The sequence below is a fragment of the Nitrospira sp. Nam80 genome (genome assembly GCF_965152575.1).
Window position 1 is genome coordinate 583,359 of record NZ_OZ224216.1, and the last position, 15,688, is coordinate 599,046.

General features: G+C 59.3%; 17 protein-coding genes. 16 read left to right on the forward strand and 1 reads right to left on the reverse strand.

The features are described from left to right. Positions 1–14: 14 nt before the first annotated feature. The 16 genes from ACWGXE_RS02795 to ACWGXE_RS02870 all read left to right on the forward strand — a co-directional run bounded on the left by ACWGXE_RS02795 (position 15) and on the right by ACWGXE_RS02870 (position 15,178). Complete coding sequence (locus ACWGXE_RS02795) at positions 15–1,502, forward strand: NAD(P)/FAD-dependent oxidoreductase (RefSeq protein WP_447601140.1); 1,488 nt, start codon at positions 15–17, stop codon at positions 1,500–1,502. A 69-nt stretch (positions 1,503–1,571) separates the two neighbouring features. Beyond that, on the forward strand, positions 1,572–4,001 hold the full coding sequence (locus ACWGXE_RS02800; RefSeq protein ID WP_447601142.1) for a sigma 54-interacting transcriptional regulator: 2,430 nt from the start codon (positions 1,572–1,574) through the stop codon (positions 3,999–4,001). Positions 4,002–4,215: 214 nt separating this feature from the next. Then, complete coding sequence (locus tag ACWGXE_RS02805; RefSeq protein ID WP_447601143.1) at positions 4,216–5,352, forward strand: ABC transporter permease; 1,137 nt, start codon at positions 4,216–4,218, stop codon at positions 5,350–5,352. A gap of 11 nt (positions 5,353–5,363) precedes the next feature. Next, positions 5,364–6,140 carry an ABC transporter ATP-binding protein gene (locus tag ACWGXE_RS02810; protein WP_447601145.1) on the forward strand — a complete coding sequence of 259 codons (777 nt, stop codon included), beginning with the start codon at positions 5,364–5,366 and terminating at the stop codon, positions 6,138–6,140. Between the two features lie 19 nt (positions 6,141–6,159). Then, positions 6,160–7,245, forward strand: coding sequence for an MlaD family protein (locus ACWGXE_RS02815; RefSeq protein WP_447601147.1), 1,086 nt, complete (start codon positions 6,160–6,162; stop codon positions 7,243–7,245). After that, on the forward strand, positions 7,242–7,898 hold the full coding sequence (locus ACWGXE_RS02820; RefSeq protein ID WP_447601148.1) for an ABC-type transport auxiliary lipoprotein family protein: 657 nt from the start codon (positions 7,242–7,244) through the stop codon (positions 7,896–7,898). The genes ACWGXE_RS02815 and ACWGXE_RS02820 overlap by 4 nt, the downstream gene beginning before the upstream one ends. 281 nt (positions 7,899–8,179) lie before the next feature. Next, positions 8,180–8,449 carry an STAS domain-containing protein gene (locus ACWGXE_RS02825; RefSeq protein ID WP_447601150.1) on the forward strand — a complete coding sequence of 90 codons (270 nt, stop codon included), beginning with the start codon at positions 8,180–8,182 and terminating at the stop codon, positions 8,447–8,449. Further along, complete coding sequence (locus tag ACWGXE_RS02830; protein WP_447601151.1) at positions 8,446–9,162, forward strand: RNA polymerase sigma factor; 717 nt, start codon at positions 8,446–8,448, stop codon at positions 9,160–9,162. Before ACWGXE_RS02825 ends, ACWGXE_RS02830 begins: the two co-directional genes overlap by 4 nt. A 58-nt stretch (positions 9,163–9,220) precedes the next feature. Continuing rightward, a complete protein-coding gene (locus ACWGXE_RS02835) occupies positions 9,221–9,496 on the forward strand; it encodes a hypothetical protein (RefSeq protein ID WP_447601153.1) in 276 nt (91 codons plus the stop codon). A 138-nt stretch (positions 9,497–9,634) separates the two neighbouring features. After that, the gene (locus tag ACWGXE_RS02840) at positions 9,635–10,114 is read left to right on the forward strand and encodes a YkgB family protein (protein ID WP_447603856.1); all 480 of its coding nucleotides are present in this window, start codon (positions 9,635–9,637) and stop codon (positions 10,112–10,114) included. An 89-nt stretch (positions 10,115–10,203) separates the two neighbouring features. Beyond that, positions 10,204–11,313: a glucose 1-dehydrogenase gene (locus ACWGXE_RS02845; protein WP_447601155.1), complete on the forward strand. Its 1,110-nt coding sequence runs from the start codon at positions 10,204–10,206 to the stop codon at positions 11,311–11,313. 69 nt (positions 11,314–11,382) lie between these two features. After that, positions 11,383–11,655 (forward strand): hypothetical protein, encoded by a 273-nt coding sequence (locus ACWGXE_RS02850; RefSeq protein ID WP_447601156.1) that lies wholly within the window; start codon positions 11,383–11,385, stop codon positions 11,653–11,655. A gap of 148 nt (positions 11,656–11,803) precedes the next feature. Beyond that, positions 11,804–12,751 (forward strand): cytochrome b/b6 domain-containing protein, encoded by a 948-nt coding sequence (locus ACWGXE_RS02855; protein WP_447601158.1) that lies wholly within the window; start codon positions 11,804–11,806, stop codon positions 12,749–12,751. Positions 12,752–12,786: 35 nt separating this feature from the next. Continuing rightward, complete coding sequence (locus ACWGXE_RS02860; RefSeq protein WP_447601159.1) at positions 12,787–13,560, forward strand: molybdopterin-dependent oxidoreductase; 774 nt, start codon at positions 12,787–12,789, stop codon at positions 13,558–13,560. Positions 13,561–13,981: 421 nt separating this feature from the next. After that, positions 13,982–14,422, forward strand: coding sequence for an outer membrane protein (locus ACWGXE_RS02865; protein ID WP_447601161.1), 441 nt, complete (start codon positions 13,982–13,984; stop codon positions 14,420–14,422). 153 nt (positions 14,423–14,575) lie between these two features. After that, positions 14,576–15,178 (forward strand): hypothetical protein, encoded by a 603-nt coding sequence (locus ACWGXE_RS02870; RefSeq protein WP_447601163.1) that lies wholly within the window; start codon positions 14,576–14,578, stop codon positions 15,176–15,178. 39 nt (positions 15,179–15,217) lie between these two features. On the opposite strand, the gene ACWGXE_RS02875 is transcribed toward ACWGXE_RS02870, so the two are convergent. Further along, complete coding sequence (locus ACWGXE_RS02875; RefSeq protein WP_447601165.1) at positions 15,218–15,592, reverse strand: hypothetical protein; 375 nt, start codon at positions 15,590–15,592, stop codon at positions 15,218–15,220. Positions 15,593–15,688 lie beyond the last annotated feature (96 nt).

Below are 15,688 nucleotides of genomic sequence, written 5' to 3' on the forward strand. Positions count from 1 at the left end.
AAGGAACCCGACCAATGAGCGACAAGCCACGCATTCTGATTCTGGGCGGCGGATTCGGCGGGATGTATGCGGCCCTGGAGTTCGAGCGGGCCATGGCCCGCGGGGCGGACCTGGACGTGACCTTGGTCAACCGGGACAACTTCTTTCTGTTCACGCCGATGTTGCATGAAGTGGCGGCGAGCGACCTGGACATCACCAATATCGTGAGTCCCGTCCGCAAGCTCCTCCGCCGGGTCACCTTCTTCCATGGCGACATCGAATCCATCGATCTTGTGAATCGGAGGGTCGGCGTGTCCCACGGCCATGAGCATCATTGCCATGCTTTGCCGTATGACCATGTGATTCTGGCGCTCGGATCCGTCACGAACTTCTTCAATTTACCGGGGCTGGCGGACCGGGCCTTGACGATGAAATCCCTCGGAGATGCCATCTTCCTGCGTAATAGGCTCATCGCCAATCTGGAAGAGGCGGACTTCGAATGTTGCCCGATGGTCCGCGCCCCGCTGCTCAACTTTATCGTCGCGGGCGGCGGTTTCGCCGGGGTCGAAACGATCGCCGGGATGAACGACTTTCTGCGCGAAGCCGTGCGGTTCTATCCGCATCTGCGGGAAGGTATGCTCCGCATCATCCTCGTCCACCGGGGAAAGCTCATTCTTCCCGAACTCGGCGAGAAACTGGGCGCCTATGCCCAGCACAAACTCGCGGAGCGAGGCGTTGAGATCCGGACGAACTGCCGGGTCACGGCGGTGACCGATCGTGAAGTGAGCCTGAGCGACGGTACCGTGATCACAAGCAACACGCTCGTCTGGACCGCCGGCACGTCGCCGAATCCCTTGCTTGAAACCGTGCCCTGTAACAAGGAGCGCGGCCGGATTTTGGTCAATGAATATCTGGAGGCGCCGGGATGGTCAGGCGTTTGGGCGCTTGGCGATTGTGCCGTCGTGCCCGACGGCAACACCGGAAAGGCGCACCCGCCCACCGCGCAGCACGCGTTGCGTGAAGGAAGGATCGCGGCCCGCAATGTGTTGGCGGTGATTCAGGGCGATAAGAAACGGCCCTTCGTCTTCTCGACGCTCGGCCAATTGGCGGCGATTGGGAAGCGGACCGGCGTCGCGAACGTACTTGGCGTCAATTTTTCCGGGTTCCTCGCCTGGTGGCTCTGGCGCACGATCTATTTGCTGAAACTGCCGCGGTTCGAGAAGAAACTCCGCGTGGCTCTGGACTGGACGCTTGATCTGCTGTTCTCGAAAGATTTGGTTCAGTTCCTGACCGTTCGTGCATCCACCATCTCAATGCCGGAAGGCGAATCGATCAAAACCGGCGAATCTCAGCTAGCGATGGCCGGCAACGGAAACTCGGTAGGCCAAATGAGTATGACGCGCCTCGCTCATGTTCACCGCGATCCAAGAAGTGAGAGAACCGCCGCCGGCCCCTATTCTCGTGAACGCCGCATCGATCCGTTCACTCCCGGGCTCATTGAAGGCCGTGGAGGACGGTGCTAGACTTGCCGCCTCGATCCTTCCCAGTTCGTGCGCGCCGGCAGGACGCCGGTATTGACAGGACAGGCGGGCATGGCAGAACAAGTGACGGCGCCGGACGATCCAAACGGCTTGGATGGGCTTGAGGAGAGTACGTTCCGGCACGATCCTGTTCTCAGCGCGCGGTACAAGGCCGACGAGTTTCTCCGGTCGCTCGTCGAAGGCACCGTCGCGTCCACCGGCGGCGACTTTCTGCGTGAACTCGTTCGGCACGTGGCGGCTGCGCTGGGCATTCGCTACGCCTTCGTCGGCTATCTCCTTCCCGAATCCCGGATCCGAACGCTCGCCTTCTGGAAGGGTGACGGATATCTGGATCAAGTCGAATACAACTTGGACGGCACGCCTTGCATGAAGGTGATCGAAGGCGACACCTGCCACTATCCGCAGGATGTCCAGAAATTGTTCCCGCGCGATCGGGACCTGGTGACGCTGGGCGTGATGAGCTATCTCGCCGTCCCGTTGAAAGATCCGAAAGGCGCGGTCCTCGGCCATTTGGCCGCGATGGACGTGAAGCCGATGCCGCTGACGTCCGAAGAAATCACGGTGTTCAAGTTGTTCGGCGAACGGGCCGGCGTCGAGATTTACCGCCAAGTGATCGAGGGTTCCCTCAAGGAGCGCGAGGCGACGTTACGCGCCATTGCAGAAGGAACGGCGGCGGATGTCGGGGGTGAATTTTTCCACTCCCTGGTGAGGAACCTCGCAGCCGCGCTTGTCGTCGAATATGCATTCGTGTCCGAGTTCTGCGTGGACCGAACCAAAGTCCGCACATTGGCCTTCTGGGCCGGAGACCATGCCAAGAGCAGCTTCGAGTATGAGATCATCGGGACACCGTGCGAGAAGGTGCTCGCCGGCGAGCTGTACCATTGCGCGGATCAGGTCGCCGAACGATTTCCGCTCCATAAAGAGGAGCTGGAGAAACTCGGAGTGCGGAGCTATCTCGCGATTCCGGTCACGAGCGCCGGCGGCCAAGTGTTGGGGCATTTGGCGGTGATGGACCGCAAGCGCATGGAGCTGGAGCAACTCGATCTCTCGGTCTTCAAGATCTTCGGGGCGCGGACAGGCGCCGAGTTGGAGCGCACGCACATGGAGCGCCTCCTGAAAGAGAACGAGGAGCGGTTGCGTGATTTGTTCGACGAGGCCCCGATCGCCTATGTAAATGAGGGCCTCGACTCCCGCTTTATCCGGGCCAATCGGACGGCGCTGAAGACCCTGGGCATCACGGCCGACCAGGTCGAAGGCACGTATGGGTTTTCGTTTATCCCCGATACGCCCGATGCGCAACGACGTCTCAAGGAGGCGTTCGATTCCATCGGCAAGGGCATCGATACAAAGGGCGTCGTTCTTGAACTGCGCCGCAAGGACAATGGGAAGCCGCTCTGGATTCAATGGTGGTCCAGGCCCGATCCGAGCGGCACCTACACCCGTACGATGTTCCTCGATATCACGGAGCGCGTGCTGATGGAGCAGGAGAAGGCACGGCTGGAAGCCCAAAATACGTATCTCCAGGAAGAAATCAAGGGCGCGCACAATTTCGAGGAACTGATCGGCTCATCCACCTCGCTCAAGCGGATCTTGAAAAACGTGGAGCGGGTGGCACCGACCGATTCGAGCGTCCTGATCACGGGCGAAACCGGGACCGGCAAGGAACTGATCGCCCGGGCGATCCATAATTTGAGCCCGCGGAAGGGCAAGCCGCTCGTGAAGGTCAATTGCGCAGCGATTCCATCGGGGCTCATCGAAAGCGAACTCTTCGGGCACGAAAAGGGGGCCTTCACCGGCGCGTTGACGAAGAAGATGGGTCGCTTCGAGGTGGCGGATGGGGGCACGATCTTTCTCGATGAGATCGGCGAATTGCCGCTGGATCTGCAATCGAAGCTGCTCCGCGTGCTGCAGGACGGTGAATTCGAACGAGTCGGCGGGACGCAGACGTTCAAGATCAACGTGCGGGTTATCGCGGCGACCAACCGGGATCTGGATCAGCTCTCGAAGGCAGGCCACTATCGGCCCGATCTCTACTATCGCCTGAACGTGTTCCCGATTCACCTGCCTGCATTGCGCGAGCGGGAGGGCGACATCCCGTTGCTCGCGCAGTATTTCGTGCGCAAGGCGGCCGCGAATCTCGGCAAGAAGATCGACCGGATTCCGGAACGGATGATGTCGGCGCTGCAACGCTATGCATGGCCGGGCAACATTCGCGAGCTGGAGCATGTGATCGAGCGGGCGGTAATACTGAGCGAGGGGCCGGAGCTCGAACCGATCGAATGGCTCCCGCAGTCGAGCGGTAAGATCAGGCCGGCCAAGACGCCGACGCTCGAGGAAGTTGAACGGCAGCATATCGTCGATGCCTTGGAGCAGACCAATTGGCGCGTCAGCGGCGACAAAGGAGCGGCCAAGATACTCGGCCTCAATGCCACCACGCTGGAAGCGCGTATGAAAAAACTGGGCATCATCAGACCGGCCTGAGGACTGGTTTTCGTGAAGCGACAAGCGCGCACAAATGCCGCTTCTTGCATCCCGCTTTCCGTATCTCGTATCTCGCGAGCGACGTTGCATGATTCACGGGATCCTGCTCTTACGAACATCTCTGCAAGGAAAAGCGGGCCGGTCAGTTCATCAGTTGAATCGCGGGTGACTCTTTCGTAGAATCCTCCTCGCCCCATCGGAGGCGCGCTCTTCAATGAGATCTGCAGAGACGGCACAGGGCGTCCTTCACGCGCATCCCTCCTCCGGAGACAGCCTCATCTTTTCCATCACCGGTTCGCTGGATTCCCGCACTACCGGCCGGGCCTGGCGGGACGCGCTCCGCTTGCTGCAACAGGCGAGTCCGCGCCGGCTGGTCGTCGATGCGTCGCGTTTGACCTATTGCGATGGAGCCGGCGCGGCCTTGCTCCTGGAACTTCGTCGCCGCCAGCAGGACCGCGGGGGCAGCTATGAAATCCAATCGCTTGGTCCTGCGTATCAGGCGCTGCTCGACCTGTATGGACGGTCGGACGATCAGAATCCTGAGCCGCCGACACCTGCTGTCTCGCTGGTGGAACAGATCGGCCGCGCGGCCGTCACGCTATGGGACGACATGGTGCTCTTGATCGCCTTCGTGGGAGAGCTCTGCGTGGCGTTGGGGCGAGCCGTTCGACGTCCACGTCTCGTTCGGTGGAAGGATGCGTTCTTGACGGCCGAGCTGGCAGGCGTCGATGCACTGCCGATCGTCTCTCTGCTGGGATTTCTCCTGGGGCTCATCATGGCGTTTCAATCCGCGATCCCCATGCGCCAATTCGGCGCGGACATTTACGTCGCCAATTTGATCGGCCTTTCCATGCTGCGTGAATTGGGGCCGCTGTTGACCGCCATCATTTTGGCCGGACGGTCCAGCTCCGCCTTTGCCGCCGAACTGGGAACAATGAAAGTGAGCGAAGAACTCGATGCCCTTACGACGATGGGATTGGAGCCGGTCGGATTCTTGGTCCTGCCTCGGGTGATAGCCGCGGTCGCGATGACGCCGTTGCTCGCGGTCTTCGCCGGATTCCTCGGCCTGATCGGCGGCGCGGTGGTCATGCTCTCATTGGGGTTTCCGCTCGTAACATACGTGATTCAGGTGGAGTCCGCCGTGACCGTCGGCGACATAATCGGCGGGCTCGGTAAGTCGTTCGTCTTCGGGATCGTCGTGGCGGCGATCGGTTGCTTGCGGGGCCTGCAGACGAAAAGCGGGGCCAGCGCCGTCGGAGAATCCACGACCAGGGCGGTCGTGAGCGGCCTCGTGTTGATCACGATGGTGGACGGCATCTTTGCGGTGGTCTTCTACTATCTCGGCATCTGAGGACCATTTTTATGTCGCCCGGCGCACGGACACCAATCATTCGGGTCACGCATTTCACGGCTGCGTACGACGGTACGGTTCTGCTTGACGATCTCTCGTTCGAGATCTATCGGGGCGAAGTGTTTGTGATCCTCGGTGGATCCGGCTGCGGCAAGAGCACGCTGCTCAAACATATCATCGGGTTGTACCGGCCGGCGCGCGGATCAATTCTTATCGAAGGCGACGACATTGTGAGGGCGGAGGGCGCGCAGCGCCTGATGATTTTGAGCAAGATCGGGGTGATGTATCAGCAGGGAGCGCTGTTCGGATCGATGACGTTGCTGGAAAACGTGCGCCTGCCGCTGGAAGAGTACACCGACTTGCCGGACGTCGCCATTGACCGGATCGCCCTCATGAGGTTGCAACTGGTCGGGTTGGGAGCCGCGGCGTACAAATTGCCGGATGAGATCAGCGGCGGAATGAGAAAGCGCGCCGCCATTGCGCGGGCGATGGCGCTCGATCCTCGGATAGTGTTTCTGGACGAGCCGTCGGCTGGACTCGATCCCATCACGTCGGCCGACCTGGATCAGCTCATCCTGAGCCTCGCCCGGAATCTCCACATCACGTTCGTCGTGGTCACGCATGAGCTCGCGAGCATCGACACGATCGCCGACCGGGTGATCATGTTGGACAAGCGCACGAAAACAATCATCGCGGAAGGCAAGCCACAAGAGTTACGCGACCATTCTGGAAATCCTTGGGTGCGGCAGTTCTTTAATCGGGAAGCGAGCCCGCTGGCGACGAAGTAGGACACGTGAAGCGGCGGTCGTGAAGCGACGGCGGCGCGGGGCAGGGACCACGGCGGACAAGGGTGAATCTATGAGGCAGGCTCATTACTTCAAAATAGGCCTCTTCGTCATCGCTGCGACGGGCTTGGCCGTCGCCGGTATCGTCGTCCTGGGGGCCGGCAAATGGTTCGAGAAAGTGACGATGGTGGAAACCTATTTCAACGAATCGGTCCAAGGGCTGGAGGTCGGCGCGCCGGTGAGGCTGCGAGGTGTCCCGGTTGGACGAGTCGAGTCCATCAGGCTCGCCAGGGAAGAGTACGGGCTCATCGTCAAGCCTGAAGCCGGCCTCTTTCCCTACAAGGGGGTCGTGGTCGTGAGGATGTCGGTTCGTCCGAGCGTGGCGGTCCATTTTCCGGAAGAAGACGCCATCACCCGGATGAAAATGGCGGCCGACGCGGGCTTTCGATTGCGACTGGCATCACAGGGCATCACCGGTGTGCTCTACATCGAGTCGGAGTTCGTGGACCCTGAGCGCTATCCTCCAATGAGTATTGCCTGGACGCCCAAGACTCCGTACATTCCGTCCGCGCCGAGCACCATTTCGGAGTTGGGGGCCGATTTGCGGTCGATTGCCAGGAAGCTGGAGCAGGTGGAGATCGACAAAATTGCCAAAGACCTCGACACGATGGTCGCATCGGTCACGCAGGTAGCACAGGACATTCAGGTTGAACATTTGGGACCAGAGGCAAAACACCTGATCGCGGACATCCGCGGGGCCGTGCTCGACGCGCGCCGGGTGCTTGGCAACCCTCAACTCGGCATGGCGCTTAACGATTCAGCCGCAGCCATGCAAGATATCCGTCGGACGGCGGCCGACCTGAGTCATACGGTCAAGGACGTGCGGGAAGCCATGGCGCAATTGCCCGACGTGATGGCTCGTCTGGATAGGAGTTTGCGCCGCGTCGATAACCTGCTGGCGGGGAAAGGCGAGGCGGTCGATGAATTACTGGAGAACCTGCGGTCGGTATCCGAGGAACTGCGGTATCTGACGAAAACCGCCGAGAAATATCCTTCGCAAGTCCTCTTCGGAGAGCCGCCGCCACGGACCAGCGCGGTGAAGCGATGAATGGACGAGTGGGAATCTTCCGGCTGGTTGCTGTCGCGTTCCTGCCGTTCGCGATTGCCGGCTGCCTGAATCTCAATAAAAGTTATCCGGAGAAACGGTCGTTCGTATTGGATGTTGCATCCGAGCCACGGGAGCCTGCTCCGGGAGCCGCCATGGTGCTCAAAATCAATAAATTGCACGTGTCCCCGTTGTTCTCCGGGAGAGCCATGGTGTATCGAACCGCGGACTTGCAGTATGAGAGCGACTTTTATGACGAATGGTTTGTCGCTCCCGGCGCGCTCGTGACGCAAGAGCTTCAGAATGGGCTGTCCAGGTCGGGGCAATTCCGATTTGTGCTGACAGGGAGCGACCACATCGAGCCGACTCATCTCCTGGAAGGCACGGTGACGGAATTTTACGGAGACTACAGGCTTGCCGCCTCGCCCAAAGCCATTCTCGGAATCGAGCTTCATTTGCTCGACGGGTTCCACGAACGGGAGGTGCTGTTCCGGCGGGTGTACCACAAGGAAGTACCGCTGGCCGATCGATCTCCCGGCGCCCTCGCGGGAGGCCTCACCCAAGCCCTGCGTCTCATGCTTATCGACCTTGAGAAGGATCTGAATGATCTTGGGGAAGTGCGGATAGGCTCGACTTCGCGGAGCACTTCTCGTTGACGGTAGGCGAACGCTTTTCTCCCGGGTCCTTGCCATTAGCCATACGCCATTAGCGATTGGCTCCTCTTTCCATCGGTAAGTCCCAACATTTCGTGACGGTCCCAATATATTGGGAACCGGTTCTCTGACCTGTCCCGGCTGTTCATCGTCCTCTCCCGTCCAAAAGGGCCTTTAACTGATCGTAAGGCCAAGGTGTTATGCCGGTAGGCCCTGCGCCTATCGCATCTGGCATCTTGGTTGCTCAAGAACACGGCATGACGCAACACACAGAGGATGCAGAGATGCTCAAGATCACGAAGGTCCAAGAGAACGGACGGACAGTCACGCTCAAATTGGAAGGAAAGGTCACGGCACAATGGGCGGTCCTCCTGGACGGAGAATGCCGATCGTTCTTGAAAGATGGGAAAACGCTGCTGTTGGACTGTGCCGGCCTGGATTTTCTCGACGAGGAAGGGATCGAAGTCTTCCGTAATCTCTCAGTGAAGGATGTCACTCTCGTCAGTGCTCCGGGATTTGTGACGGAGTTGCTGCAGACAGGAGGTCGCTCATGAACTCGGTTGCCACCACCTACGCACATTCAATAGAGCGGAGCGCAGCGCTTGGCGAGGCGACGCCGGCCGAAAGCAGGCTGGTTCCGTCAACGGATGATCACTCGGTAGTTGAGCGACTCATCCGGGGCGATGAGCCGGCGTTCGACGAGCTGGTCACCAAATATCACGGGCCGCTGGTCCGTATCGCAATGGGCTATGTGGCGGATCGTGACGCGGCCGAAGAAGTTGTGCAGGACACCTGGATGGCCGTGATCGAGAGCCTTAGCCGTTTCGAAGGCCGGTCCGCTCTTCGGACCTGGATTTTCGGCATCCTGATTCACAAGGCCAAAGACCGGGGCGTGCGGGAAAAGCGGCACGTCACGTTTTCGGCATTCGAGTCTCTCGACGACGAGAACGACGAGGCGGTGGATCAGGCCCGCTTCCATCAATCAGGCGAGTGGGCCGGCCACTGGGTTTTTCCGCCTCAGCGCTGGGATGACCAGACACCGGAGAAGCTGCTGGCGTCCCGGCAAGCGACCGATTGCATGCAGCAGGCGATTGCGGATTTGCCGCCGATGCTGCGCGAGGTTTTGATCCTCCGCGATGTTGAAGGACTCGAGTCACAAGAGGCCTGCGAGCTCTTGAATATCACCGAGACGAATCTCTATGTCCGCTTGCACCGCGCGCGAGAGCGGGTCAGGCGAGCGATCGAATTGCATTTGGAAGAGACGTAATAAAGCTCTGTAAGAACGGCCGGTCTCGATCGACAGAGGGAATGGAGGCAATGACACGATGGCTGCCATTCGCGTCGGGAATGTTTTTGGCCGGCTCATTTCTCGGATCGATACGTGCCGGGATGTGACAAAACTAATTGCGGGTGAAGAGGGACTTGCTCTGTTGGAGCGATTCAGACTTTGGCGTCATCTGGCTGGATGTCGGGGTTGTTCATGTTATCGCCGCCAGATCCGGCTCACCGTGAAAACGCTCGCCCAACTTCCATTTCCCGAGATATTCCCCTCTACGAAGCGGTTCTTGCTGCAAGAATTTCACGCCCGCCGCAACGGCTAGTCGGCATGTAAGAACTTTTCTCGTGCCGCGACTCTGAAGCAACCGGCTGCCGATAACCCCATGACAGGCACAATGTTTCGATCATTCATCATGACAGGAGAAAGGAACCCCACCATGATCAGAACCGCCACCGCCGATATGCCGATCACCGATGACATTGCCGCCACGGATAAACTACAGACTCTTGGCCTTTTCATCACCCGCTATGGGCTCGTGGCGGTGTTCGAGTGGATCGGGGCCATGAAGTTTACCGCCTACGAAGCCACGGCGATCCAGCCGTTGGTGGCCCACAGCCCGCTCATGAGCTGGCTCTATAGTTTCTTGAGCGTCCAGGCTTTCTCCAATGGCCTCGGCGTCCTGGAGGTGGCCATCGGCCTGATGATTGCCGCAAGACCGATCTCGGCCACGATCTCTGCTGTCGGCAGCGGCTTGGCCGCCGTTTTGTTCCTCGGGACCCTGAGCTTCATGCTCTCGACGCCTCCCGTGTGGGAAGCGAGTCTCGGAGGCTTTCCCGCTCTCTCGGTCGCGCCCGGTCAGTTCCTGTTGAAAGATCTGGCGCTGCTGGGAGCCTCGATTTGGACGGCCGGCGAAGCGCTCGAGGCTTGCGATCACGAATAGGAAGATTTCCGGCGTAGGGGCCGGCCCTCGTAGCGAGTGGCCGGCCCCTCAGGCTCTACGCAGGACACCATGTGAAAGGAGCACGAACGATGAAAGCCGTGGCGGTGATTCCAGGACGATCAAATTCCATACACCTTGCCGAACTGCCGAAACCCGCTGTCGGCGATATCCCGCGCGGGCGGGGCGTGCTCGTGCAAGTCATCCGGGTGGGGGTCGACGGAACGGACAAGGAAATCAACGCGGCCGAATATGGCGAAGCGCCGTCGGGATATGAGTTTCTCGTGATCGGACATGAGTGCCTTGGCCGAGTCTTTGAAATCGGTCCGAATGTATCCGAACTCGCGGCGGGAGACTATGTCGTCCCGACGGTGCGCCGGCCGGGCACAAGCTTCTACGATCAGATCGGCCAATATGACATGACGACAGAGGACACGTATTACGAACGGGGTATTAATCTACGCCATGGCTTTCTCACGGAATTGTTCGTGGAGGACCCGGAATATCTCGTCAAAGTTCCCCATGGACTGAAGCACGTCGCCGTGCTGCTGGAACCGGCCTCGGTGATCGAGAAGGGGATCATCCAGGCGTACGAAGCGCAACGCCGGCTGAAAATCTGGCGTCCGAGACGCGCGGCCGTGCTTGGAGCCGGCACCGTGGGCCTCCTGGCCGCGCTCTCGCTTCGCATGAGGGGGTTGGAAGTGACGAGCTTCGGCAAGAACGAGAGGGCATCAAAAAATGTCGAACTTCTTGGGCGGCTGGGTGTGCGGTACGTCTCGACCACGGATCAACCTATCAAAGATGCGGCCGCTCGATACGGGCCGTTCGATCTGATGTTCGAAGCCACTGGCTATTCACCGCTGGCCTTTGAGGCCATGGAATGTTTGGGAAAGAACGGGGTGTTGATCCTCGCCAGTGTGACGGGAGGAAATCGGTCGATTCAGGTTCCCGCGGATCTCATTAACCTGGGATTTGTCCTGGGCAATAAGGTGGTGGTGGGGACGGTCAATGCGAACCGCGAATACTTTGAGGCGGGTGTCTATGACCTGTGCCGCGCTGAATTGGAATTCCCCGGCTGGCTGTCGCAATTGCTCACACATCCCGTGTTCGGGCTCGAAAACTACGAAGCCATGATGACGACCCTGACGACAGAGACCGACGCCATCAAAGTCTTTGTGAACGTGGCGCCGGACAAGCCATAGAGGCCGTGACGTTCAGCGCGCAAGCCTGCACTGTCGCAGGCTTGCTACTATTAAAGGAGGAGGGTTCCGATGAAGACCATTCTTTTCGCTGCTATGACGGTGTTGTGTCTGTCCGGCTCCAGCGGCCTGTCCTACGCCGATGAGATGGGAAAAATGAAGGCGGAGACCAAAGGGGCAATGAAAGAACACAAGGATCCCATGAAAGAGGAGATGAAAGCCGGTCACGATGAAATGAAAGGCGACAAGACGATGAAGCCGGATAGTATGAAGGGGGAGACGAAAGAGAAGCACGGCGACATGAACGGCGAAATGAAGGGACAAATGGGCGCGATGGGCAAGTAGCGCTGCCGGCGACAGGTTTGGATGCTGCGGCCTGCGTTTGCGTCGCGAACGCAGGCCGCGCCTCTGTGTACTACCCCCGCAGCTTGTAAGGATTCTTCTGAACCGGCGACCAAGGCGCAGACAACAATTGTCACAGGAGGCAACAACGATGATGACCTCGTGGACTCATGAGAAGGCAGAAAACGGCCGAGCCACGGGCATTGTGGAAAAGCCGGCCGCTGGCCTCGAATCTTGCGCAAGCAGCGAAACCGGCGACGCAACATCGTCCTACAAGACCTCGGTAGACAGCGTCGTTTCGCTCGAGAAGGTCTACCGCCATGCCTTGCCGGTGCGGCTCGGACACTGGCTCAACGTCCTTTGCCTCTTCATCCTGATTATGAGCGGGCTACAGATCTTCAATGCCCATCCGGCGCTCTATTGGGGAGACCGGTCCGATCGCGAGCGACCGCTTCTTTCTATCCGGGCGGTCAAGACCGATGAAGGGATCAAGGGCGTCACGACGATCCTGGGACATCAATTCGACACCACCGGTGTCCTGGGGTACTCGGGGCATTCCGTGCGGGCCTTTCCGGCCTGGGCCACGATTCCAAGCGCCAAATGGCTGGCGATGGGGCGGCAATGGCATCTTTTCTTTGCCTGGCTCTTTGTCATCAATGGGCTACTCTTCGCCGCCTACGCGTTCATCAGCCGACATGTCACGCGTGATCTTGTGCCGACAGCTCGGGACGTGCGTGGCATCGGCAAGGCGATCAAGGATCATCTCACGCTGCGGCATCCGTCCGGCAATGAGGCCAAGCGGTACAACGTGCTCCAAAAGCTGGCTTATCTCGGGGTAATCTTCGGGTTGGCGCCGCTGATCGTGCTGACGGGACTCACGATGTCGCCCACACTCGATACGGCCTTTCCTTGGCTGTTGACCGTGTTCGGCGGCCGCCAGTCGGCGCGGACGATTCATTTCATCGCATGTTTTTCGTTCGTCGCCTTCATCGTGATCCACGTCGGGCAGGTCATGCTCACGGGATTCTTCAACAACATCCGCTCCATGACCACCGGGTGGTTTGTAATCAAGCAGGACGAAGCGAGCCATGAAGCGTAGGCTGATAGTGCTCAATCTGCGAAGCGGAGGAACTCATGAACCGGAATAAGCGGACAGTGGAACGGCGTCAATTATTGAAAGGCGCGGTCGGCGTGGCGGGATTGATAGCCTCGGCCGGCTGCGACAATCTCACACAGAGTCAATGGTTCCCGGGCCTGTTGAGTCAGGCGGAAAAGCTCACCGATCTGGTTCAACGGGCCGTAACCCCGGCGAAGGCGTTGGCCAGGGAATACCGCGAAGCGGATATATCGGCCCTGTTTCCCGCCAACGGCAATACCGATCCGGGCATGGACGCCTACGCTGCGATGGCGGCTGCAGGGTTTACCGATTGGACGCTCGCGGTCGCCGGATTGGTCCGGACGCCGGCTCGTTGGTCATTGGGTGCGCTCAAGGACCTGCCCGCGCGAACGCAGATTACCAGGCATGATTGTGTCGAAGGCTGGAGCGCCATCGGCAAGTGGACCGGCGTGCCGCTTGGCGATGTGATGCGGAAGGTGGACCCGCTGCCTGCCGCCAAGTACGCGGTCTTTCATTGCGCGGACGTGGACGACGAGGGCGTCTCCTATTATGAAAGCATGGCGGTCGCGGATCTCTATCATCCGCAGACCATCCTGGCCTATGAGCTCAACGATCGGCCGTTGGATATTCCGCACGGGGCGCCCCTCCGGCTGCGCTTCGAGCGGCAGCTCGGCTACAAGCACGCCAAATACGTCACGAAGATCGAGTTGGTGGAGTCGCTTGCCGGGTTCGGACAAGGAAGGGGAGGATATTGGGAAGATCAAGGCTACGAATGGTACGCGGGCATCTAGCCCGCATTATTCATGAACGATTCTACTGCAACTGCGTATACGCCGCTACGACAAGCCTGGCCATGAATTTACACGGCCAGGGGGGCGGGCTCGCCGCTCGCCCTTCAACATACTGTTTCAAATGTGCTTCGGGCCCTCGCGCCTCCACGCGCCCATCTCGCCTGGCGTCTCCGCAGTTTCGTCACGAACCGCCATGAATAATGCGGGCTAGAAGTTCTGGCAAGGAAGCCGGCCGCCTCCGCACTTCTCGGAGCGGCCTCCAGGGCTCGCCGTGCGGAACCGTGCACGCTCCTTCAGTAAATGTCGGCGTCCCAGCTTCCTTGCCTGGCCGGTACTACTCGATCAAAAAATATCCGGTGAGTCAGGGGATGGCGCCGAGCTGGAATCAGGAGGCCTTTGCCGTCCTATCTAATCTGCTAAGATGGCGGTCAGAGACTTACGGTGGCTTGGAACCGAATTGGAGTTTTATCACAGCGATGCCAACATTGAACGCCAGAACATCACGGCGACTGTTCCTATTCTGGGCAGTACGCAGCAAAACGGTATGACGCCCCGGGTGGGACTGACGACGAACAATCTGGCCTTCAATCTGATTGCGCGCTATCCGGGCGAGCGCTGGCAGCCGTATGTGGGGATTGGCGGAGGGCTGGGCTTTTCTCTGCTACGGACCGCCCCCGACCAAGACACAAGTTATTATCCGATCTTCAATGTGATGGCGGGCCTCAAACTATTTGTGACCTCCCACGTGTCGCTCTTCACCGAGTACAAATACACCCGCGCCGACATTGAATTCGGCGGCCAGCAATTCAAAGCAGACCTCCGCACGAATTGGTTCATGGGAGGCGCCGCCTATCATTTTTGAAGCTCGGCCGGCGCCGATAACATCGGCTTTGGATTGCTCTCCGGTTCAGGCAACCGCTAGGTCTTTGCCGAGTAGGACGCCGACGCCTTTCCCCGTACAGTGATGCGCATGACCTCGATAAATATTGTCCGGAACACTCGGACGACGCTCAACATGATTGTCTCGATCTTCCTGTTCGGCCTGGCATTGCTCGGCCTATCTTGCCAATCGACCGAGCAGGGATACTGGACGAAGCATGGGGTGTCCCAGGCGCTGACGAATCAGCAGTACCCGGCCGATTCTCAATATTGCGAGCGGCTCGCCGAGCGGACTGCCGGCGGTTCAGAAAAGACGAGATCTAATCTCTATACGAAATGCATGCAAGGGCGCGGGTACGAGTGGATTGTTGAAGAGTCCCGGTCGCAACCGGCCAAACCGACCGCCAATTCCACCACCAGCGTCGAGCCTTGTCCGACCGGACGAACGATCATAGATTCATTTGGGTTTACAAAATGCGTTCCATTCGGAAAGAAAAGTGGAGGAGTGAGTCCTGAAATCTCAGGCACCCTCACTCACAAAGAAACTCAGGCGGAGCCTAAACGCGATTCGTCGGCAGCAGTAGAGGGGACTGCTGTGGAAGTTATGCCTCCGCCGGAGAACCGCTGGCGCGCCGACGACCGGGCTTGTCGCCAGCACGCACAGACCACGCTGTCCAGCTCCTATGGCGTGTACGCGGCCTGCATGCAAGAAAAAGGGTGGGCTAACGGCAAACCATGAGGGGCAAGGAGGTGTCTTTCCTTGCCCCACGGGATAATCCTACTGGTTCCCCTTCGATTTTCCGCCCATCATCTTATCGCTGCCGCTCTTATCGTGTTCCATGGGGGAGCCGCCCCCTTTCATGCCTTGCTGGCCTTGCGAGCCGGCTTGGGATGGCTCTCGCTGCATCTTCTGGCTGCTTTCCTGCGAGGCTTTCGTGCCTTGTTGTCCTCCCCCTTGACTTTGAGATTGGTCGCCGAGGATCTCTTTCATGCGCTCCTCATACATCTGCTCTTGCAGGATTTGCGATCCCGACGACCCACCATAATTTCTGTCTCCGCCCCCCGCGCCCATCTGGGCTCCCGCGGTCCCGGTCATGAGAACCAGGCCCACCCATCCCGACACGATCAACCCGGAGTGTCGCTGAAGATTCATAGCATCCCTCCTTATGGTAAAGACTCTCATAGCGTTCACCCTTCATCAGGCCACATGAAAGAACGTTAAGCAATGGCGGGCTGCTCCGAGTCAGTC